The organism is Enterobacter chuandaensis, from assembly GCF_039718975.1.
GTDB lineage: Bacteria > Pseudomonadota > Gammaproteobacteria > Enterobacterales > Enterobacteriaceae > Enterobacter > Enterobacter chuandaensis.
The window spans coordinates 3,161,177-3,181,410 of the sequence record NZ_CP097173.1; the positions used below are offsets into that span (position 1 = coordinate 3,161,177).

Here is a 20,234-nt window from a genome sequence, read left to right on the forward strand (position 1 = left end):
CGGGTTATTTTGACTGGATGGCCCGGGCAATATCAGCAGAAGTTTGTAGCGTACGGATCTCCTGAAACAGCCCCAGCGCTTCGCTGTACTCTTTGCGTAAATAACTCAGCCACTGCTTAATACGCGCGACGTGATACAAACCGGTGTCGCCCTGCTTTTCCAGGCGGCTGTATTTTTGCAGCAGCGTAACAACTTCTGCCCACGGCATCCGCGGCGCGTTATATTTCACCACCCGGCTGAGGTTCGGCACGTTCAGCGCGCCGCGACCGATCATCACCGCATCACAGCCGGTGGCTTTCAGGCACGCCTGCGCGCTCTCATAATCCCAGATTTCACCGTTGGCGATCACCGGAATGGTGAGTCGCTTGCGGATCTCACCAATCGCCTGCCAGTTAATGCGCTCGGCTTTGTAGCCATCTTCTTTGGTGCGGCCATGCACCACCAGCTCGGTAGCGCCCGCCTGCTGCACCGCATCGGCAATTTCAAACTGTCGGGCGTCGCTGTCCCAGCCCAGGCGGACCTTTACCGTTACCGGCAGGTGCGAGGGCACGGCCTCACGCATGGCTTTTGCGCCGCGGTAAATCAGCTCAGGATCTTTCAGCAACGTCGCTCCGCCGCCGCTGCCGTTGACCAGCTTTGACGGACAGCCGCAGTTGAGATCGACGCCGTAAGAACCCAGCTCAACCGCGCGGGCGGCGTTTTCCGCCAGCCATTCAGGATACTGGCCGAGCAGCTGAACACGGACCAGCGTGCCGGAAGGGGTCCGGCTCTGACGATGCAGTTCAGGGCAGAGACGATAGAATGACTTTTCTGGCAGCAACATATCGACCACGCGCAAAAACTCCGTCACGCAGAGATCGTAATCGTTCACCTCGGTAAGCAGCTCGCGCACGAGAGAGTCGAGCACGCCTTCCATCGGAGCCAGTAAAACACGCATTCTGAGTACCTGTGAAAAAAGACGCGCTATAGTAGCTGCTCTGTATGTATGTGGAAAGCCCGACGTTCCATTCTGGAATGTCTGGTATGCTCAAAATTCATGATGTGATCCGTGGCACATTTTCGGGTTTAATTGTATGATGAATGCGTTTCATCAAGGACTATTACCATGAGCAAATCATTGAACATTATCTGGCAATATCTGCGCGCATTCGTCCTGATTTACGCCTGCCTGTATGCCGGCATTTTCATCGCGTCGCTGCTGCCTATCACCATCCCCGGCAGCATTATCGGTATGCTAATCCTCTTTGTTTTACTGGCGCTGCAAATTCTGCCTGCAAAGTGGGTCAACCCTGGCTGCTTCGTCCTTATCCGCTACATGGCGCTGCTGTTCGTGCCTATCGGCGTGGGCGTCATGCAGTATTTTGATTTGCTCAAGGCGCAGTTCGGCCCGATTGTGGTCTCATGCGCGGTCAGTACGCTGGTGGTTTTTCTGGTGGTGAGCTGGAGTTCGCATCTGGTACATGGCGAACGTAAAATGGTCGGGGAGAAAACAAAAAAATGATGGCTAATATCTGGTGGTCACTGCCGTTAACCCTGCTGGTATTCTTCGCCGCGCGCAAACTTGCCGCACGATTTAAAATGCCCTTGCTGAACCCCCTGCTGGTGGCGATGGTGGTGATTATTCCCTTCCTTCTGCTCACCGGCATTCCTTATGAGCGCTACTTTGCGGGCAGCAAAATTTTAAACGACCTGCTGCAGCCCGCCGTTGTCGCGCTTGCCTTTCCTTTATATGAGCAGCTGCACCAGATCCGCGCCCGCTGGAAGTCCATCATTACTATCTGTTTTGTGGGAAGCCTGGTGGCGATGATCACCGGCACGTCGGTGGCGCTGCTGATGGGGGCCTCCCCGCAAATTGCCGCCTCTATCCTGCCTAAATCAGTGACCACGCCTATCGCGATGGCGGTGGGCGGCAGCCTCGGCGGTATTCCGGCCATCAGCGCGATGTGCGTGATTTTCGTCGGTATTCTCGGCGCGGTGTTTGGCCACACCCTGCTGAACGGGATGCGTATTCACACCAAAGCGGCGCGCGGGCTGTCGATGGGCACCGCCTCGCACGCGCTGGGCACAGCACGCTGCGCGGAGCTGGACTATCAGGAAGGGGCGTTTAGCTCGCTGGCGCTGGTGATATGCGGGATTATCACCTCCCTGCTCGCCCCGTTCATATTTCCGCTGATTCTGGCGGTGATGGGCTAAAATTTGCGATGCGTCGCGCAAATTTCATTTTGATTTCATAAGTTGCATACATAATGAGAAGTGGATCACATATAAAGCCCTGACGGCTCCGTAAACTACCGATCCATTAACCTTTATGAGGCAAACGCCATGCACCCACGTTTTCAAGCTGCCTTCGCTCAGCTTGCAGAGAATTTGCAGTCAGCCCTGGCTCCCGTTCTGGCAGATGCACATTTCCCCGCCCTGCTGACGGCGGAGCAGGTCACGGTGCTGAAACAGGCAACGGGGCTGGATGAAGACGCGCTGGCTTTCGCACTGCTGCCCCTGGCTGCCGCCTGCGCCCGGGCCGATCTTTCCCACTTCAACGTCGGTGCCATTGCGCGCGGCGTCAGCGGAACCTGGTACTTCGGCGGGAATATGGAGTTCCTCGGGGCAACCATGCAGCAGACCGTTCACGCCGAGCAGAGCGCCATCAGCCACGCCTGGCTGCGCGGTGAGAGAGCCCTGAGCGCCATCACCGTTAACTACACTCCGTGCGGCCACTGCCGTCAGTTTATGAATGAGCTGAACAGCGGGCTGCAGCTGCGCATCAACCTGCCAGGTCGCGCGCCGCACACGCTGGGGGATTACCTGCCGGACGCCTTCGGCCCGAAAGATCTGGAAATTAAAACGCTGCTGATGGACGAGCAGGATCACGGTTACGTCCTGTCCGGCGATGACCTGAGCCAGGCGGCCATTCGCGCGGCGAACAAGAGCCACACCCCGTACAGCAAATCCCCAAGCGGCGTGGCGCTGCAGTGCCGCGATGGCCGGATCTTCACCGGCAGCTATGCGGAAAACGCCGCGTTTAACCCAACGCTGCCGCCGCTGCAGGGCGCGCTTAACCTGCTGAGCCTGAACGGCTACGATTATCCGGACATTCAGCGCGCCATTCTGGCAGAAAAAGCCGATGCGCCGCTGATTCAGTGGGACGCCACCGCCGCGACGCTCAAGGCGTTAGGCTGCACGACGATCGACCGCGTCCTGCTGGCATAAACCTTCCGGCGGACAGAAATGTCCGCCACGTTGCTGAAAAACCCCTCAGTTGAGTCGCTGTTTCTTGCGCTAACCAGGCGGGTAAAGTAGCCTGAGTTAAATTTCATCCACGAACGAGCCATCTCCATGTTAAAGCGCGTTTTTTACAGCCTGTCTGTCCTGGTCGGCATACTGCTGTTTATCGTGCTGGGTCTCGACCGCTGGATGAGCTGGAAAACCGCCCCCTACATCTTTGATGACCTGCAGGATCTGCCCTATCGCCAGGTGGGCGTGGTGCTTGGCACCGCCAAATATTACCGCACCGGGGTGATCAACCAGTATTATCGCTACCGCATTCAGGGCGCGCTGAACGCCTATAACAGCGGCAAGGTGAACTATCTGCTGCTGAGCGGCGATAACGCCCTGCAAAGCTATAACGAACCGGTGACGATGCGGAAGGATTTGATTGCCGCAGGCGTCGATCCGGCCGACATCGTGCTCGACTACGCGGGCTTCCGCACCCTGGATTCCATCGTGCGCACGCGTAAAGTCTTCGACACCAACGACTTCATCATCATCACCCAGCGCTTCCACTGCGAACGCGCGCTGTTTATTGCACTCCATATGGGCATTCAGGCGCAGTGCTACGCCGTACCGTCGCCTAAGGATATGCTGAGCGTGCGCGTGCGCGAGTTTGGTGCGCGTTTTGGCGCCCTGGCAGACCTCTACATTTTCAAACGTGAACCGCGCTTCTTAGGCCCGCTGGTCCCGATTCCCGCGATGCATGAAGTGCCGGAAGACGCGCAGGGTTACCCGGCAGTGACGCCGGAGCAGCTACTTGAGATACAGAAGAAGTAATAACGTTTGTCGGGTGGCGGCTTCGCCCGACCTACGATCGCGATTTTGTAGGCCCGGTAAGCGTCGCGCCACCGGGCAAAAAAAGGCCCGCTACGTGAGCGGGCCTTTTCATTGTGAATGAACTTACTTCTTACGCGCGTACTTCAGTGAATCCAGCGCCACCGCGAAGATAATGATCGCGCCCTTGATGATGTACTGCCAGTACGGGTTCACGCCGATGTAGGTCAAACCATAGTTGATCACGGTAAAGATGATCACACCGGTGACCACGCCCAGCACGGTCCCTACCCCGCCGCTGAAGGAGACGCCGCCGACCACGCAGGCCGCAATCGCATCCAGCTCGTACATGAAGCCAAGGTTGTTGGTTGCTGAGCCGATACGGCCTGCTTCCAGCATCCCGCCGAAGGCGTAGAACACACCGGACAGCGCGTAAATCATCAGCAGGTTAAGGGCAACGTTTACCCCGGACACTTTCGCCGCTTCCGGGTTACCGCCGATAGCGAAGATGTTTTTACCGAAGCGCGTTTTGTTCCACAGGATCCAGACAAAAGCCACCGCAATCAGCGCATAGAAGGTGATGTACGACAGGCGGAAGCTGCCCAACGCGATAAACCCTTGCGTAAAGGTGGAGAAGCCGCTGTCAAAGCCCGAAATCGGCGACGCGCCCACGAAGTCGTAATACAGGGAGTTGATACCGTAAACGATGATCATCGTACCCAGCGTGGTGATAAACGGCGTCACGTTGAGGTAAGCGATGATAATACCGTTGATCAGGCCAATCACCGCCCCGATGGCGCAGACAATCAAGATCACCACGAAAATCGGCATGGTGGCCATTTCCGGGAACACCTTGTTGGCGTTTTCCATCGACTGCAGCAGGGTCGCCGCGATAACCGCCGCCAGGCCGACCTGTCGACCGGCAGAAAGGTCTGTCCCCTGGGTGACGATGAGCCCCGCCACGCCCAGCGCAATGATAATACGCACGGAGGACTGGGTCAGAATGTTACTCAGGTTCAGCAGGCTTAAGAACGTAGGGTCCTGGAAAATAATGATGGCCAGCAGGACTAAAAGAACAACGTAAATACCGCCTTCTTTCAGGTAAGTGAGAAAACTTTTTTTATTTAACGCACTCATGAGGAGCCCCTGATCTTAAAGGTGCAAAGACGCAAGACGCAAAATTTCGTTTTGCGTTGTCGTTTTGGTGTCAACAATACCGGCAACGAGACCATTGCTCATAACCAGAATACGGTCCGTGATCCCTAACAGTTCCGGCATTTCGGAAGAAATAATAATGATCCCTTTATTCTTTTTCGCCAGCTCGGCAATCAGCTGATAAATTTCAAACTTCGCACCGACGTCAATACCGCGGGTGGGTTCATCCAGCATCAGAATTTCAGGCTGGGTTAACAACCAACGGCCGATAATCACTTTCTGCTGGTTACCACCGGAAAGCGAACCAATTTGTGTGCGGTGGCCAGGCGTTTTCACGCGCATGGAGTCAATTACCCATTGGGTATCGCTCTTCATGCGGGAGTTATCCAGCAGTCCGACTTTGTTTTTGTAGTTACGAATATTAGAGATTAACGAGTTAAAGTTAATATCCAGATAAGCATAAATACCGGTCGAACGACGCTCTTCCGTCACCAGCGCAAAACCGTTATTAATGGCTTCGTTGGCGTTGTGGTTATTAATTTTCTTCCCGTGCAGAGTAATAGTGCCTTCGGCCTTCTCGCGGATGCCAAACAGGGTTTCCACGATATCGGTGCGCTTAGCGCCCACCAGCCCTGCGATGCCAAGAATTTCGCCTTTGTGAAGGTCGAAAGAAACATCACGGATGGACGGCTGACGCAGCGAGGTCAGATTGCGCACCTCAAGGATCACTTCACCCGGCTTGTTCTCTTTGTCCGGGAAGCGCTGGTTCAGGGAACGACCGACCATCATAGCGATGATCTTGTCCATGTCCAGCCCTTCCAGCGGCTGCGTGGCAATCCACTGCCCGTCGCGCAGGATGGTAATTTCATCGCACAGCTGGAAGATCTCTTCCATTTTGTGCGAGATATAGACGATGCCGCAGCCGCGATCTTTCAGCTTACGAATAATGGTAAAAAGGTGATTAACCTCTTTTTCCGTTAATGACGAGGTGGGCTCGTCCATGATGACGATTTTCGCGTCATAGGAGAACGCTTTGGCAATTTCGATCATCTGCATCTGGGAAACGGATAATGTCCCCACGCGGGCGCGCGGGTCGATATCAATATCCAGCTCATCGAAAATCGCCTTGGTGTCGCGATACATTTTATCCTGATCGACAAACACACCTTTGGTTGGGTAACGTCCCAACCACATGTTATCCATTACCGAGCGTTGCAGTACCAGGTTTAATTCCTGGTGAACCATTGAGATACCGTTTTCCAGTGCTTCTTTCGCTGAATGGAAATCGATCTCTTTCCCCTGAAAAAGAATGCTGCCAGAATCTTTTTGATAGATCCCAAAAAGACATTTTAATAATGTTGATTTACCCGCACCGTTCTCCCCCATTAATGCATGAATAGAGTGAGGACGAACTTTTAAATTAACATTATCGAGTGCCTTAACACCGGGGAAGGACTTGTTGACGCCTGTCATTTCCAACAAGTATTCACCGGACGACTGAGTAGTTGTGCTGACCATAATTATACCTTGTTGGCCTCGCATATCGCGTTATAAAAGGGCGCAACGAATTGCGCCCAGTGAAGACAAAACAAAGATCTTATTTACCGATAAACTCAGCCAGGTTGGACTGGTCTACGCCCACGTAAGGTACGCGAACGATTTTGTTGTCAATTTTCCAGCTGGTGCCATCTGCCGCGCCTTTACCGTCGGCGAGGTTTTTCGCCAGATCAAAGGTCGCTTTCGCCTGGTTGTTGGCATCGTTCAGAACGGTACCGGCCATCGCGCCAGATTTAACCAGCGCCAGCGCTTCTGGCAGGGCATCCACACCAAATACCGGGATGGACGATTTATTGTGGGCTTTCAGCGCTTCAACCGCACCCATTGCCATCGCATCGTTGTTGGCAATGACCACTTCGATTTTGTTCGCGTTCGGGCCAGACAGCCACGCGTCCATCTTATCTTTCGCCTGAGCGGTGTCCCACATCGCCGTATCTAACGCCAGCTGCTGGGTTTTCAGACCTTTATCGTTCAGCTCTTTGATAACATAGGTGGTACGCGCTTCAGCATCCGGATGGCCTGGTTCGCCTTTCAGCAGCACGAACTGGATCTGGCCGTCTTTGTTCAGATCCCAGTTCGGGTTAGCCGCCCAGTGTTTCGCGATCAGATCGCCCTGAATAATGCCGGACTCTTTGGAGTCAGTACCGACGTAATACGCTTTGTCATAGCTGTCCAGCGCCTTACGGGAAGGTTCTTTGTTGAAGAAGACGATTGGCACGTTCTGGCCACGCGCTTTCTCGATAACCGTGCCTGCTGCAGCCGGGTCAACCAGGTTGATTGCCAGGGCTTTCACGCCTTTCGCCAGCAGAACGTCGATCTGGTCGTTCTGTTTGGACTGGTCGTTCTGGGAGTCATTCATCAGCAGCTGTACGTCTGGCGCTGCTTTCGCATCTTTCTCAATGGCTTTACGCACAACAGACATGAAGTTGTCGTCGTATTTATAGATGGTCACACCAATACGGGTATCCGCAGCATGCGCTGCTGCACCAAAAAGCATGCTTGCCATTACAGCAGACAGGGTCAACACCTTCTTATTCATGGTATCTCCGGTTTTTTTATGCAGGGTAGTTCTTGTGAATAACGATCGGCAGGCAGGTGTTAATAAAACGTTACTGATAGCCGACGTTCACTTATAAAATTTCTATCTTCCGTGGTCGGTAACGCTCCAGAAATCCGTTTTATTCGTTGTTTGCGGCACATTGGCTATGGTGAAAGTGAATAATCACTGTTACATAGCGTTTCAGCCCCTAAAACGCTGACATCATAGTCAGCGCCTTGTTAAGATACTGTGAATTTACTCACAGATTGAAAACGGTTACATCACCTGATTTAATCAGTTAGTGATCGGAACCACAATTTGCCGGGCGGCGACGGAATGACGACGAACCAGCGTCGGCATGAAGCAGTGCGTGGCCCCTGGATCCAACAGCCCTGCCGCTCCCTGTAGCGCCAGCTCGGTCGCCAGTTTTGCCATAGAAGCAATGGGATAGCGCACCGTGGTCAGCTGCGGGTCGGTATAACGGGCAATCGGAATATCATCGAAACCAATCAATGACAAATGCTGTGGCACCGCAATGCCGTTATCCTTCAACGCAGTCAGTGCGCCCGCCGCCATACTGTCGTTGTACGCAAACACCGCAGAAAGCTGCAGGTTGCGACCCAGCAGTTCCACCATTGCCGCCTCACCGCCCTGCATATCCGGCGTGCCGGTGCCAATCCAGCTTTCTGATGGCGTAATACCGTGCTCTTTCAGGGCGTTTTGCCACCCCTCACGCCGCAGCTCGTCATCTTCAATGTGATGGCTGGAGGCCAGATAGCCGATCCGCTGATGGCCGTTATTGATGAGCATTTTGGTCGCCATCATCGCGCCGCTGACGTTATCCAGCCCGACACAGCGGTGGGCATAGCCCGGGACGATGCGGTTGATCAGCACCATGCCCGGGATCTGCTCCATAAACCCGGCCAGCTCTTCATCGCTTAAGGCTTTTGAGTGGACAATCAGCGCGTTACAGCGCTGGCGAATCAGCACTTCAATGGCATGACGCTCTTTCTCCGCCTCGTGATAGCTGTTGCCAATCAGCAGGTATTTCTGGTGCTGCTGGGCGACCACATCGACCGCTTTCACCAGCGCACCGAAAAAGGCGTCCGAGACATCCATGACCACCACGCCGATGGTATCGCTGACCTGCGTTGCAAGCGCCTGTGCGTTGGCATTTGGCCGGTACCCCAGCTGAGTCACGGCTTTCATTACGGTTTCACGGGTTTCAGGGCTGACCAGCGCGCTGTTGTTCAGCACGCGAGAGACGGTGGCCACAGAAACGCCCGCCAGACGGGCGACGTCACGAATGGTGATCATATTCACCATCCTTAATAGGATTGCAGCAACTCACAGACACCCCCTGTGTTTAGCAAGGTGGCTATTTTGGCAGCGAGAGAAAGGGGACTACGTGAAGAAGCTCACACTCATGAAAACGCTTACATCCGTTTTGTTAATGATTGTGATCCAGATCGTTATCTGGATGTATTTTTCAATGATATCCCTGAAGCATGTGCGGTTAACTGACGCCACACCCACTCCAGCGGTCCCTGGCGGAAATAGCGCAGCCAGATAACAGAAAACGCCAGGTTTACCCCCCAAACCGGGATAACAAACGCCAGCAGTCCGAGGCGGTCGAATTTCATAAACAGGCCAAAGCGATAGAAAAGCGTGGTGCAGAGAAGCGTTTGCAGAAGGTAATTGCTTAACGCCATGCGGCCCACGCAGGCCACGGCGCTGACGATCCACAGACGAGATAGCTGCGGCCAGAAGCCATAAATGAGCGCCGCATAGCCGATAGTCTGGAACGGTGCGCTGAGCTCGCGCGGCACCTGGAGCAGGAACGCGCACCAGCGGTAATCCCAGTGAAGGTGCCACTGCGCAATCACCGACGGGAGGTTAATCAGCACGCCGAGCAGAACCAGTCCTGCCCCGGTGCGGCGGTAGTGGCGCAGGCTGAACTCTCCTTTCAGCCAGCCGGTGCGCATCAGTGACGCGCCCATCAGCATCATGCCCGCCAGCTGCCAGCCGTACTGCGCGCCCAGAGCAAGGAGGTTATCCCCCAGCATATCCGCACGGTTGCTTATCGCCTCCGTACCGCCCTTCAGCTTCCAGTACTGTTCGTACTGCAGGTTAGCAGCATCCGGGATCCATGAACGGTTTGTCGCGTCGCCGGAGATCAGCCCCAGCAAAAGCAGCACGCCGAGCCCCATGACATAGAGCATCACGCCGGTGTTAAACAGACTTTTTACGCTGTGGGCGTCGCGAATCAGCCGCCAGCAGATTAGCCCGACTAACCCATAAGCGAGAAGAATATCACCGTCCCAGAAGAACAGGCCGTGGATAAACCCGAGGATGACCAGCAGCGTTAAACGCGACTGGATCCAGCGCGTGCCGCGTTTGAGCAGAAGCTGCAGGCCCGCGCCGAACAGCAGCGCAAACAGCGTGAGAAATTTAACCTGGGCAAACAGGTCGAGGAACGCCCACGTCCAGGCATCGCTTCGGGTGATGTCACCGTACCAGGCGGGATTAAGATAAGCGGCCTTCGGCAGACCGAAGGCGCTGATATTCAGCAGCAGGATACCCAGTATGGCGACGCCGCGAACAAAATCGAGCGTGACGTTTCGCTCCATGGTTCCTGCCCTGTCAGATTAGTTGTGGTGACGCACGGCGCGCAGGAACTCCTGGCGAGTGTTCTGGCTCGATTTAAACAGGCCGCCCAGCGAGGTGGTGGTGGTCGCACTGGTCGCATCACGCACGCCGCGCGCTTTCACGCAGTAGTGCACCGCATCGATGGAGACCGCCACGTTATTGGTGCCCAGCAGCGTTTGCAGCGCGATCAGGATCTGCTGCGTCAGACGCTCCTGCACCTGAGGGCGCTGCGCGAAGAACTGCACAATACGGTTGATCTTCGACAGACCAATCACCGTGTCTTTCGGGATATACGCCACGGTCGCTTTACCGTCGATGGTCACGAAATGGTGCTCGCAGGTGCTGGTCAACGTAATGTCACGGACCGTCACCATCTCATCCACCTTCATCTTGTTTTCGATAACGGTAATTTTCGGGAAGTTGGCGTAATCCAGGCCGGAGAAAATCTCGTCGACGTACATTTTTGCGATGCGCTTGGGCGTCTCCATCAGGCTGTCATCGCTCAGATCGAGATTCAGCAGTTGCATGATCTCGGTCATATGCCCGGAAATCAAACTTTTACGGGTTTCATTGTCCATATCCTGAACGGGCGGACGCAGTGGCGTTTCAAGACCGCGCGCGAGCAGGGCTTCGTGGACCAGGGCAGCTTCTTTACTGAGTGATGACATTTTGTTCTCCTGCAGGTGTGGCGTCTTTTGCCCTCGTTGTGGCAAAAGTATGCGCTCATTGTGCGTGAGGCGACGCACATAATCCAGTATTCACGACGATAATTATTGCAATTGCTGTTGCCTTTCAGCGTGACGGTTCCAGACCAGGGCACCCGCAACAAACAGCGCAACGCCAGCCAGCCCCAGCGCAGGCTCCAGCCGGTGGGTTAGCCAGGTTGATAACGCAGAGGTCACCGGCCCTATCAGCTGCCCGATGGCATACCCGGTCGTGAGCAGCCCCGCCATATAGCGCGTGTGGTTCGGTGCCAGCTCGCGACCGTATAAAAGCGAGAGCTGCACCGCGCAGAGGAACCCTCCGCCGACCAGCAGCCCACCCGTCAGCAAGCCGCCAATGCCCGGCAACAGCCAGGCCGCCAGCACGCCTGCTCCCTGTAACCAGAGCACGATAGCCAACCTGCGGTTAGCCGTTGAGGTGTGGCGCAAAAGAATACTGAGCGCAATGCCCACCACGGCGGCGGCACCAAAAATGGGCCAGACAAACTGGGCAAACAGGCTGCCGGGGAAACGCACCGCCGCCATTTGTGACAGGAAAGTCGCCGGGAGGATATAGCCAAATCCCGCCAGGCTGTAGCTCCACACCAGGCGCTTGAGATCCGACGTCAGCAACAGCGGCTCAGGCGCCGTACCGGGGCGATGAAGCTGTCCGGAACGCGGCAGATAGCGCGCCACCAGCGCAACCAATACCAGCGCCAGCACGCCGTAGATCTGCCACGCCGCACCGGCCGAAAGGGATTTCGCCTGAATATAGACCGCGAGCAGGCCGCTCAGGGCGATACCTGCCCCTGGCCCGGCAAACACGGCGGCACTGAGCCCTGGTTTACCCAGCTGCCCCAGCCGTTCGTTGGTCCAGGCGGCAATCAGCACCATTGACCAGCCGCTCATGCAGCCAATCACAAAGCGCAGCAGGCCGTGCACAACGGCGTTATCCGCGGCGGCAGAGAGCAGGGTCAGTGCTACCGCGCCAGTGATGCCAAGCCAGAGTCGCATTTCAACAAAGCGGTGCGCACGCATGGCATCCCACGCCCCCACCAGATAGCCCAGATAATTCATCGCCGCCACCAGACCTGCGCTGGTAAGCGTGAGTTGCCCGGCGGCAATCATCAGCGGCACCTGAGGCGTAAAAGCAAAGCGCCCTATCCCCATCGCCACCACCAGCACGACAAACCCACTGAGCGCAATACGCAACGCCATGACCGCTCCAATTGTTAAAAAAAAGTAAATTTATGATGCAGCATCTTGCGGTTCCGCGAAAGTGAAAGTTGCTCACAGGTAAATGAAAACGCTGTATTATGGGTCTAATGAATAGCTATTCTCATTAAGGAGCCCTGCATGGAACTGCTCGAAGAGCACCGTTGTTTTGAAGGTCGACAGCAGCGCTGGCGGCACGACTCCACCACGCTGAACTGCGCCATGACGTTTAGCATTTTCCTGCCACCGACAGAGAATCCGCCGGTTCTGTTCTGGCTTTCAGGCCTGACCTGCAACGACGAAAACTTCACTACCAAAGCGGGCGCCCAGCGTATTGCGGCCGAACTGGGCATTGCGCTGGTGATGCCTGACACCAGCCCGCGCGGGGATGATGTGGCGGACGATGCCGGGTACGATTTAGGTAAAGGCGCCGGATTTTATCTCAACGCAACCGAGCAGCCGTGGGCGAGCCATTACCGCATGTATGACTACATTCGCGACGAGCTGCCAGCGCTGATCCAGGCTGAATTCGCAGTGAACGATCGCTGCGCCATCAGCGGGCACTCCATGGGTGGGCACGGGGCGTTAATCATGGCGCTTAAAAACCCGGGGAAATACACCAGCGTCTCTGCGTTCGCGCCGATTGTGAACCCAACGCAGGTGCCGTGGGGGCAAAAAGCTTTCACAAACTATCTGGGTAAAGACGCAGAGAAATGGCAGGAATGGGACAGCTGCGCGCTGATGCTGGCAAGCGATTCGGCGAATGCGATCCCGATGCTTATCGATCAGGGTGATGCGGATCAGTTCCTCGCCGGACAGCTACAGCCTGCGGTGTTTGCTGAGGCGGCACGCCAGAAGAACTGGCCGCTGACGCTGCGCATTCAGCCGGGTTACGATCACAGCTATTACTTTATGGCGTCTTTTATTGAGGATCATCTCCGCTTCCATGCGGAGCATTTGTTCAGGTAAGTTCCGCCTTTTGCCCGGTAGCGCCTCCTGCCTACCGGGTCTTTCCCCTCCCCCCTCTTTACATACTTCTATCCGCTTGAATCCAGCCTGTTTTCTGTCGTCCTCACTCAAACACAAATGATTTCAATTATCATTTGTGTTTACAATTCTACATTCTTTTGTACAATTCCAGGCTCTTCTCCATCTCAAAGAGTTCTTACAAGACAAAAACATACAGTTCTCAGGGTTATCCCGATGGAGTTTTATTCATTTTTATACGGAATGTACAAATGACAATACCACGTATTAAGCTCCTGGCTGTCGCCATTGGCGCTGCCACATGTTCCCCCTTCGTTCACGCAGCCGATCAGGACACCGTTGTCGTCACCGCGACGGGTTTTGAACAAAAAATCCAGAATGCCCCCGCCTCCATCTCAGTGATTTCAAAACAGCAGATTGAAGATAAAGCCTACCGTGATGTTACCGATGCCCTGAGAGATGTCCCGGGCGTTGTCGTCACTGGCGGCGGGAGCAGCAGTGATATCAGTATTCGTGGCATGGCCTCTCAGTACACCCTGTTCCTGGTGAACGGCAAACGCGTCAGTACGCGAAGCACCCGCCCCAACAGCGACAACTCGGGTATTGAACAAGGTTGGCTGCCGCCGCTGGAGTCCATTGAGCGCATCGAGGTCATCCGCGGCCCGATGTCCTCACTTTACGGCTCCGATGCTATGGGTGGCGTAATTAACGTCATTACCAAAAAAGTCTCGAACACCAAAGACTGGACCGGTTCGTTGCATGGCGATGCAACCTTCCAGGAAAACCATGATTCCGGCGATATCTTCCAGACCAACGCCTACGCTTCTGGTCCCCTGATCGACGGACTGCTGGGCGCAAAAGTGACGGGACTGTTGTCACGCCGCGCAGAAGATAAAATCGTGAACGGCTATAACGAGCAGAAAATGCGTAACGGTGGCATTACGCTGAACTTCACGCCGGACGAGAAGAACGATTTCGACCTCGACTTTGCTCGCGAGCTTCAGGACAGAAACAGCACCCCGGGGATGTCGAAAGCGGCTGAAACCTGCCGGGGAACAACCTGTACGCCAAATACCAAAAGCGACTCGCGCTATGAGCACACTACCTACTCGTTAACCCACAGCGGTTATTACGACGACTTCAATACCACCAGCTATATCCAGCAGGAAGAGACCAATAATCCAGGTCGCGAAATGCGCTCCTATAACACCACCTTCAACAACCAGAACCAGATTTTCCTCGGCGATCATACGTTGACCCTCGGCGGGCAGTATCGCTATGAGAAACTGCGCGACAACGGTAATCAGCTGGAGGCTGCTGACGGCCTGAACAAACTGACGCGCTGGAGCTGGGCCCTGTTTGCCGAAGATGAATGGTCAATGACCGAAAGCTTTACGTTGACCGGCGGCCTGCGTATGGACAAAGACCAAAACTACGGTACTAACTGGACGCCGCGCGGTTACGGCGTATGGCACCTGGCCGATCAGTGGACGTTAAAAGGCGGGGTTTCTGCTGGCTATCGTGCGCCGGATCTGCGTCAGTCGTCTGCCAGCTGGGGCCAGGTGACAGGTGGCGGCCGTCTTGACGGTATCATCGTCGGCAACCCGGATCTGAAACCAGAGAAGAGCCTGAGCGAAGAGCTCGCCCTGCTCTGGGATAATAACGATAACCTTAATGCCGGTGTGACGCTGTTTAATACCGACTTCAAGGACAAGATTACGGAAGTTCGCCGCTGTAACAGCAGCGCCGATCCCGCCTGTACGATTGGCGATCACAGCTATGATTTCGTCAGCGATCGCGTCAACGTGGACAAAGCCAACATGCGCGGTGTGGAGTCCTCCTTCGGGTGGAAGATCACGCGTGATGTGAACTGGACTGCAAACTACACCTATACAGAGTCCGAGCAGAAGAGCGGCCAGTTCTCCGGCAAGCCACTGAATAAAATGCCAAAACACATGTTCAACACCACCCTGGACTGGCAGGCGACGCCCGACGTCGGATTCTGGAGCCGTCTGAACCTGCGCGGTAAAACGTCTGAGTACCTGAGCCGCACGTCAATGTCCCAGGGTACGCCGTCCTACACTCAGGTTGATGTCGGTATGCGCTACAACGCCAACAAAAACCTGCTGGTTACTGCCGGTGTGTATAACGTGCTCGATAAGCAGATTGATTACGATACGTATGACACCGTGCTGGATGGCCGTCGCTATACCGTCGGCATGACCTACAGCTTCTGATCTGCTCATAAAAAAGCCCGCTCAACTGAGCGGGCTGAAAGAGAGGAAGTGCGGTTATTGTTTGAATCGTTCCGGGAAATCCATTTCACTGTAGCGAACGAAGCGGGTTCCTTTCGTCAGTTTGTAGCCAAACCAGATGACCAGGAACAGCGGAATACCAATGTAGGTGGCCGTAACGGCACCCCAGTCAATGGTGTCCGCAAGGAAGGCTTCATAGTTCTGTCCCAGAGTAATAATCAGGCACAGAATGAAGGCAAAAATCGGCCCCAGCGGGAAGAAGCCAGAACGGTACGGCAGGTTATTGAGATCGTGACCCTGCATAACGTAGCCGCGACGGAAACGGTAGTGGCTGATGGCGATGCCCAGCCAGGCGATAAAGCCCGTCATCCCGGAGGTGTTCAGCAGCCACAGGTAGACCGTCTGGTTGCCGAACATGGAGGTCAGGAAGCACAGGCCCGCAATGACCGTGGTCGCATACAGCGCGTTGCGCGGTACGCCGCCGCGGGACAGTTTCGAGAAAATGCGCGGCGCTTTGCCATCGCAGGCCAGGGTGTAGAGCATACGGGTGGACGCGTACATCCCGGAGTTACCCGCAGACAGTACCGCCGTCAGGATCACCGCGTTCATCACCGCCGCCGCAGAGAGCAGCCCCGCGTGCTGGAAGACCAGGGTGAACGGGCTGACGCTGATGTCTTTCACGTCATTACGCAGCAGGCTTGGATCGGTATACGGAATGATCAGGCTGATAATCAGGATCGCGAACACATAGAACAGCAGGATACGCCAGAAGACCTGACGCACCGCGCGCGGAATGTTCTTCTCCGGGTTTTCGGATTCACCGGCCGCGATACCAATCAGCTCGGTGCCCTGGAAGGAGAAGCCGACAATCATCGCCACGCCAATCATCGCCGAGAAGCCCCCGGCAAACGGCGCATCGCCTATCGTCCAGTTGCTCCAGCCCGCAGGTTCAGCGCCTTTGAAAATACCAACGATCATCGCCACACCGACGACGATAAAGATGATGACGGTTGCCACTTTGATCAAAGAGAACCAGTATTCCGCTTCGCCGAAACCGCGCACAGAGATGTAGTTCAGCAGGAAGATGACAGCGAGGAACAGGGCGCTCCAGATCCAGCCCGGCGTGTCCGGGAACCACCAAGTCATCACCAGCTGTGCGGCAACGAGGTCAACAGCGATGGTCACCGCCCAGTTGTACCAGTAGTTCCAGCCCAGCGCGAAGCCAAAGCCTTCCTCAACGTATTTTTGTCCGTAGGTCGAAAACGAGCCTGAGACCGGCATGTATGCCGCCAGTTCGCCCAGACTGGTCATCAGGAAGTAAACCATCAGGCCAATCAGGATATAAGAGAAGAGTGCCCCACCCGGGCCGGCTGCCGAAATCGTTGCGCCAGAGGCAACGAAAAGACCTGTACCGATTGAGCCGCCAATGGCGATCATCGTCAGGTGACGCGCCTTGAGTTCACGACGTAGCGTGGGCGCTTCTGTGGTTTTAGTTTCTGAAACCATGTGAAAATGCTGTCCATTCAATAAATGAGGCGCGATTGTAGCAGACGATCTGCGTTCCTTCCGGCAGAAATACTCAGTTATAAGAGAGCTTCATGACTTGGCCAGGATTATAAGTAAAGCATAATTTTTCCCCTCACCCAGGGGAGAGGGGCGCTTTTACATCTCGCAGTAGCGCAGAAAACGCTGCAGCGAACTGGACAGGTGTTTCTGACGATGGTGAATGCACCAAAGCGTGCGCACCAGCTTCGGCAGCGGAACGGGGATTTCTACCAGCGATCCGGTCTCCAGCTGTTCGGCAATCACCCGCCGGGAAAGACAGCTGATGCCCAGGCCATGACGCACCGCGTGCTTAATCGCCTCTGAGTTCCCCAGCTCCATTCCCAGCTGAAAATGCGGCAGATGCGAGAGCAGCAGGTAGTCGACAATCTCACGCGTGCCGGAACCCTGCTCGCGGAGGATCCACTGCGCCTGCGCCAGCCGCTCCAGCGTCACCTCGCCCTGCAATAACGACGAGGCCGGAGACGCAAACACCACCAGCTCATCCTCCAGCCAGGGCTCGGCAATGATATCGACGTTGTGGCAAGGCCCTTCGATAAGACCGATATCCACGCGGAAATCGATCACCGCGTTGATCACGTCCTGGCTGTTGCCCACGCTCATCTCCAGCGGCAGGGTCGGGAAATCCCGGCGGTAGCGGGCAATGACTTCCGGCAGGATGTAGTTACCGATGGTGCTGCTGGCAAACACGCGGATCGCGCCGTTGTCCTCGCGGAACAGCTGTTCTATTTCAACGGCCTGCTCCAGCAGCGCCAGCGCGCGCGGGTACAGCAGGCGGCCATGTTCGTTGACCACCAGCCGCTTCCCTACCCTGTCGAAAAGCTGAACGCCCAGCTGGCCTTCGAGATCGGTCAACGCCGCGCTGACGGCGGACTGCGAGAGCGCCAGCATTTGTGACGCCTGGGTCGTCGAGCCGCTTTTCAGCACCTCGGCGAACACTTCCAGCTGACGCAATGTAATGTGCATGGTTGCTTACCACTTATATAGATTAATTATAAGTATATAATCAATTTTATTTTTAAGCCAGAGCACCGTAACCTTTAGCCAGACAAAGGAGAAGGTTATGTCAGAAATCACCTTACAACATCATCGTACAGTGTGGCACTTCATGCCGGGTCTCGCGCTCAGCGCCGTGGTCACCGGCGTGGCCTTATGGGGCGGCAGCATCCCGGCTATCGCAGGCGCAGGTTTTAGCGCATTAACCCTGGCCATTTTGCTGGGCATGGTCGTGGGAAATACCGTTTACCCACATATCTGGAAATCCTGCGACGGCGGGGTAATCTTTGCTAAACAGCATTTGCTGCGCCTCGGGATTATTCTTTACGGTTTCCGTCTCACCTTTTCGCAGATTGCTGACGTGGGCGTGAGCGGAATTGCCATCGACGTCCTGACCCTGACCAGCACCTTTATACTGGCCTGTTTTATCGGCCAGAAAGTGTTTGGTCTGGACAAGCAAACCAGCTGGTTAATCGGCGCAGGCAGCAGCATCTGCGGCGCGGCTGCGGTGCTGGCAACTGAACCCGTCGTTAAAGCCGAAGCCAGTAAAGTGACGGTAGCGGTCGCGACGGTAGTCATTTTCGGTACGCTGGCGATCTTCCTCTATCCGGCCATGTATCCGCTGGTGGCGCACTGGTTTAGCCCTGAAACCTACGGCATCTATATTGGCTCGACTATGCATGAAGTGGCGCAGGTGGTGGCGGCAGGTCACGCCATTAACCCGGAAGCCGAAAACGCGGCGGTCATTGCCAAAATGCTGCGCGTGATGATGCTGGCACCGTTCCTGATTTTCCTGGCGGCCCGCGTTAAACAGCTGGCTCCGGCTGGCGGCAGCGAGAAGAGCAAAATCACCATTCCATGGTTTGCGATCCTGTTCATCGTGGTCGCTATCTTTAACTCCTTCCACCTGCTGCCGAAAGCGGTAGTGGATATGCTGGTGACGCTGGATACCATACTGCTGGCGATGGCGATGGCGGCGCTGGGGGTGACCACGCACGTCAGCGCGCTGAAAAAAGCCGGTGCGAAGCCGCTGCTGATGGCGCTGGTGCTCTTCATCTGGCTGATTGTCGGCGGTGGCGCGATTAACCTCGCCGTACATAGCCTGATGGCATAAACCATCTCGTCCTTCTCCTGTTAACCCGCTATGATAAGCGTTTCGGGTTAACAGGAGTTTTTTTATGAAATACGTTGGAGCGCACGTCAGCGCTGCCGGTGGCCTTGCGAATGCCGCCATTCGCGCCGCCGAAATCGAGGCGACCGCTTTCGCCCTGTTCACCAAGAACCAGCGCCAGTGGCGCGCCGCCCCGCTCACCACCGACGTGATTGACGATTTCAAAGCCGCCTGTGAAAAATACCATTACGGGCCGGGCCAAATCCTTCCCCACGACAGCTATCTGATTAACCTGGGGCATCCGGTTCAGGAAGCGCTGGAGAAATCCCGCGAGGCGTTTCTTGATGAAGTGCAGCGCTGCGAACAGCTCGGGCTGACGCTGCTGAACTTCCATCCGGGTAGTCATCTGATGCAGATTGACGAAGATGCCTGTCTGGGGCGCATTGCCGAATCCATCAACATGACGCTGGATAAGACCAAAGGCGTCACCGCGGTGATTGAAAACACCGCCGGTCAGGGCAGCAACCTCGGCTTTAAGTTCGAACATCTGGCGGCAATTATTGACGGCGTGGAAGATAAGTCTCGCGTAGGCGTGTGTATTGATACCTGCCACGCGTTTGCGGCCGGGTACGATCTGCGCACTACCGAGGCGACGAAAAACACGTTTGATGAGTTTGAGCGAATTGTCGGCTTTAAGTACCTGCGCGGAATGCACCTGAACGATGCGAAAAGCGCGTTCGGCAGTCGCGTTGACCGCCACCACAGCCTGGGCGAAGGCAATATTGGTCACGATGCCTTCCGCTTTATTATGCAGGATGCCCGCTTCGACGGCATTCCGATGGTGCTTGAAACCATCAATCCGGATATCTGGGCGGAAGAAATTGCCTGGCTGAAGGCGCAGCAAACCGCTGAACAGGCGGCATAAAAAAAGCCGGGTTGCATTAGCACCCGGCTTTTTTATTGCT

The 20,234-nt window shown here is 55.5% G+C and carries 18 protein-coding genes; 8 read left to right on the plus strand and 10 right to left on the minus strand.

Going from position 1 to position 20,234, the window contains the following annotated elements; genetic code table 11:
* Positions 1 to 4 precede the first annotated feature (4 nt).
* Entirely contained in the window at positions 5 to 937 is a 933-nt protein-coding gene (gene dusC, locus MX657_RS15345; protein ID WP_346806108.1) for a tRNA dihydrouridine(16) synthase DusC, read from the minus strand.
* Between the two features lie 168 nt (positions 938 to 1,105).
* On the opposite strand from dusC, the gene MX657_RS15350 reads away from it, so the two are divergent.
* From MX657_RS15350 to sanA, 4 genes are all read left to right on the plus strand, one after another.
* The gene (locus tag MX657_RS15350; protein ID WP_346806109.1) at positions 1,106 to 1,501 is read left to right on the plus strand and encodes a CidA/LrgA family protein; all 396 of its coding nucleotides are present in this window, start codon (positions 1,106 to 1,108) and stop codon (positions 1,499 to 1,501) included.
* Complete coding sequence (locus MX657_RS15355) at positions 1,498 to 2,193, plus strand: CidB/LrgB family autolysis modulator (RefSeq protein WP_041909023.1); 696 nt, start codon at positions 1,498 to 1,500, stop codon at positions 2,191 to 2,193. Before MX657_RS15350 ends, MX657_RS15355 begins: the two co-directional genes overlap by 4 nt.
* Before the next feature lie 129 nt (positions 2,194 to 2,322).
* On the plus strand, positions 2,323 to 3,207 hold the full coding sequence (cdd, locus tag MX657_RS15360; protein WP_346806110.1) for a cytidine deaminase: 885 nt from the start codon (positions 2,323 to 2,325) through the stop codon (positions 3,205 to 3,207).
* A gap of 126 nt (positions 3,208 to 3,333) precedes the next feature.
* Positions 3,334 to 4,044 (plus strand): outer membrane permeability protein SanA, encoded by a 711-nt coding sequence (gene sanA, locus MX657_RS15365; protein ID WP_080328614.1) that lies wholly within the window; start codon positions 3,334 to 3,336, stop codon positions 4,042 to 4,044.
* A gap of 123 nt (positions 4,045 to 4,167) precedes the next feature.
* On the opposite strand, the gene mglC is transcribed toward sanA, so the two are convergent.
* From mglC to MX657_RS15400, 7 genes are all read right to left on the minus strand, one after another.
* Positions 4,168 to 5,178: a galactose/methyl galactoside ABC transporter permease MglC gene (mglC, locus tag MX657_RS15370; RefSeq protein WP_013097952.1), complete on the minus strand. Its 1,011-nt coding sequence runs from the start codon at positions 5,176 to 5,178 to the stop codon at positions 4,168 to 4,170.
* Between the two features lie 15 nt (positions 5,179 to 5,193).
* Positions 5,194 to 6,714, minus strand: a complete 1,521-nt coding sequence (gene mglA, locus MX657_RS15375) for a galactose/methyl galactoside ABC transporter ATP-binding protein MglA (protein ID WP_119915489.1) — start codon at positions 6,712 to 6,714, stop codon at positions 5,194 to 5,196.
* A 79-nt stretch (positions 6,715 to 6,793) separates the two neighbouring features.
* Positions 6,794 to 7,792, minus strand: coding sequence for a galactose/glucose ABC transporter substrate-binding protein MglB (gene mglB, locus MX657_RS15380; RefSeq protein ID WP_014884564.1), 999 nt, complete (start codon positions 7,790 to 7,792; stop codon positions 6,794 to 6,796).
* A 294-nt stretch (positions 7,793 to 8,086) separates the two neighbouring features.
* Positions 8,087 to 9,109 (minus strand): HTH-type transcriptional regulator GalS, encoded by a 1,023-nt coding sequence (gene galS, locus MX657_RS15385; RefSeq protein ID WP_346806111.1) that lies wholly within the window; start codon positions 9,107 to 9,109, stop codon positions 8,087 to 8,089.
* A 155-nt stretch (positions 9,110 to 9,264) separates the two neighbouring features.
* Positions 9,265 to 10,422, minus strand: coding sequence for a DUF418 domain-containing protein YeiB (gene yeiB, locus MX657_RS15390; RefSeq protein ID WP_346806112.1), 1,158 nt, complete (start codon positions 10,420 to 10,422; stop codon positions 9,265 to 9,267).
* Between the two features lie 18 nt (positions 10,423 to 10,440).
* On the minus strand, positions 10,441 to 11,109 hold the full coding sequence (gene folE, locus MX657_RS15395) for a GTP cyclohydrolase I FolE (protein ID WP_023330924.1): 669 nt from the start codon (positions 11,107 to 11,109) through the stop codon (positions 10,441 to 10,443).
* Positions 11,110 to 11,211: 102 nt separating this feature from the next.
* On the minus strand, positions 11,212 to 12,360 hold the full coding sequence (locus tag MX657_RS15400; RefSeq protein ID WP_080328610.1) for a YbfB/YjiJ family MFS transporter: 1,149 nt from the start codon (positions 12,358 to 12,360) through the stop codon (positions 11,212 to 11,214).
* 138 nt (positions 12,361 to 12,498) lie between these two features.
* Between MX657_RS15400 and fghA the strand changes: the two genes are divergently transcribed.
* A complete protein-coding gene (fghA, locus tag MX657_RS15405; RefSeq protein ID WP_217479028.1) occupies positions 12,499 to 13,326 on the plus strand; it encodes an S-formylglutathione hydrolase in 828 nt (275 codons plus the stop codon).
* 269 nt (positions 13,327 to 13,595) lie between these two features.
* A complete protein-coding gene (locus MX657_RS15410) occupies positions 13,596 to 15,581 on the plus strand; it encodes a ligand-gated channel protein (protein ID WP_346806113.1) in 1,986 nt (661 codons plus the stop codon).
* Positions 15,582 to 15,635: 54 nt separating this feature from the next.
* Here the strand turns inward: MX657_RS15410 and MX657_RS15415 are convergent, their stop codons facing one another.
* The gene (locus MX657_RS15415) at positions 15,636 to 17,105 is read right to left on the minus strand and encodes an amino acid permease (RefSeq protein WP_061097614.1); all 1,470 of its coding nucleotides are present in this window, start codon (positions 17,103 to 17,105) and stop codon (positions 15,636 to 15,638) included.
* A 156-nt stretch (positions 17,106 to 17,261) separates the two neighbouring features.
* Complete coding sequence (gene yieE / locus MX657_RS15420; protein WP_219366285.1) at positions 17,262 to 18,128, minus strand: DNA-binding transcriptional regulator YeiE; 867 nt, start codon at positions 18,126 to 18,128, stop codon at positions 17,262 to 17,264.
* Positions 18,129 to 18,225: 97 nt separating this feature from the next.
* Here yieE and MX657_RS15425 point away from each other — a divergent pair, with 97 nt between their 5' ends.
* Both MX657_RS15425 and nfo read left to right on the plus strand, forming a co-directional pair.
* A complete protein-coding gene (locus tag MX657_RS15425; protein ID WP_346806114.1) occupies positions 18,226 to 19,272 on the plus strand; it encodes a YeiH family protein in 1,047 nt (348 codons plus the stop codon).
* A 64-nt stretch (positions 19,273 to 19,336) separates the two neighbouring features.
* Positions 19,337 to 20,194 (plus strand): deoxyribonuclease IV, encoded by an 858-nt coding sequence (gene nfo / locus MX657_RS15430; protein ID WP_080328605.1) that lies wholly within the window; start codon positions 19,337 to 19,339, stop codon positions 20,192 to 20,194.
* The last annotated feature ends 40 nt before the right edge of the window (positions 20,195 to 20,234 follow it).

Coding starts and splice junctions, on each gene's coding strand:
- dusC (WP_346806108.1), bottom strand. CDS start 937: ATGCGTGTTTTACTGGCTCCGATGGAAGGCGTGCTCGACTCTCTCGTG.
- MX657_RS15350 (WP_346806109.1), top strand. CDS start 1,106: ATGAGCAAATCATTGAACATTATCTGGCAATATCTGCGCGCATTCGTC.
- MX657_RS15355 (WP_041909023.1), top strand. CDS start 1,498: ATGATGGCTAATATCTGGTGGTCACTGCCGTTAACCCTGCTGGTATTC.
- cdd (WP_346806110.1), top strand. CDS start 2,323: ATGCACCCACGTTTTCAAGCTGCCTTCGCTCAGCTTGCAGAGAATTTG.
- sanA (WP_080328614.1), top strand. CDS start 3,334: ATGTTAAAGCGCGTTTTTTACAGCCTGTCTGTCCTGGTCGGCATACTG.
- mglC (WP_013097952.1), bottom strand. CDS start 5,178: ATGAGTGCGTTAAATAAAAAAAGTTTTCTCACTTACCTGAAAGAAGGC.
- mglA (WP_119915489.1), bottom strand. CDS start 6,714: ATGGTCAGCACAACTACTCAGTCGTCCGGTGAATACTTGTTGGAAATG.
- mglB (WP_014884564.1), bottom strand. CDS start 7,792: ATGAATAAGAAGGTGTTGACCCTGTCTGCTGTAATGGCAAGCATGCTT.
- galS (WP_346806111.1), bottom strand. CDS start 9,109: ATGATCACCATTCGTGACGTCGCCCGTCTGGCGGGCGTTTCTGTGGCC.
- yeiB (WP_346806112.1), bottom strand. CDS start 10,422: ATGGAGCGAAACGTCACGCTCGATTTTGTTCGCGGCGTCGCCATACTG.
- folE (WP_023330924.1), bottom strand. CDS start 11,109: ATGTCATCACTCAGTAAAGAAGCTGCCCTGGTCCACGAAGCCCTGCTC.
- MX657_RS15400 (WP_080328610.1), bottom strand. CDS start 12,360: ATGGCGTTGCGTATTGCGCTCAGTGGGTTTGTCGTGCTGGTGGTGGCG.
- fghA (WP_217479028.1), top strand. CDS start 12,499: ATGGAACTGCTCGAAGAGCACCGTTGTTTTGAAGGTCGACAGCAGCGC.
- MX657_RS15410 (WP_346806113.1), top strand. CDS start 13,596: ATGACAATACCACGTATTAAGCTCCTGGCTGTCGCCATTGGCGCTGCC.
- MX657_RS15415 (WP_061097614.1), bottom strand. CDS start 17,105: ATGGTTTCAGAAACTAAAACCACAGAAGCGCCCACGCTACGTCGTGAA.
- yieE (WP_219366285.1), bottom strand. CDS start 18,128: ATGCACATTACATTGCGTCAGCTGGAAGTGTTCGCCGAGGTGCTGAAA.
- MX657_RS15425 (WP_346806114.1), top strand. CDS start 18,226: ATGTCAGAAATCACCTTACAACATCATCGTACAGTGTGGCACTTCATG.
- nfo (WP_080328605.1), top strand. CDS start 19,337: ATGAAATACGTTGGAGCGCACGTCAGCGCTGCCGGTGGCCTTGCGAAT.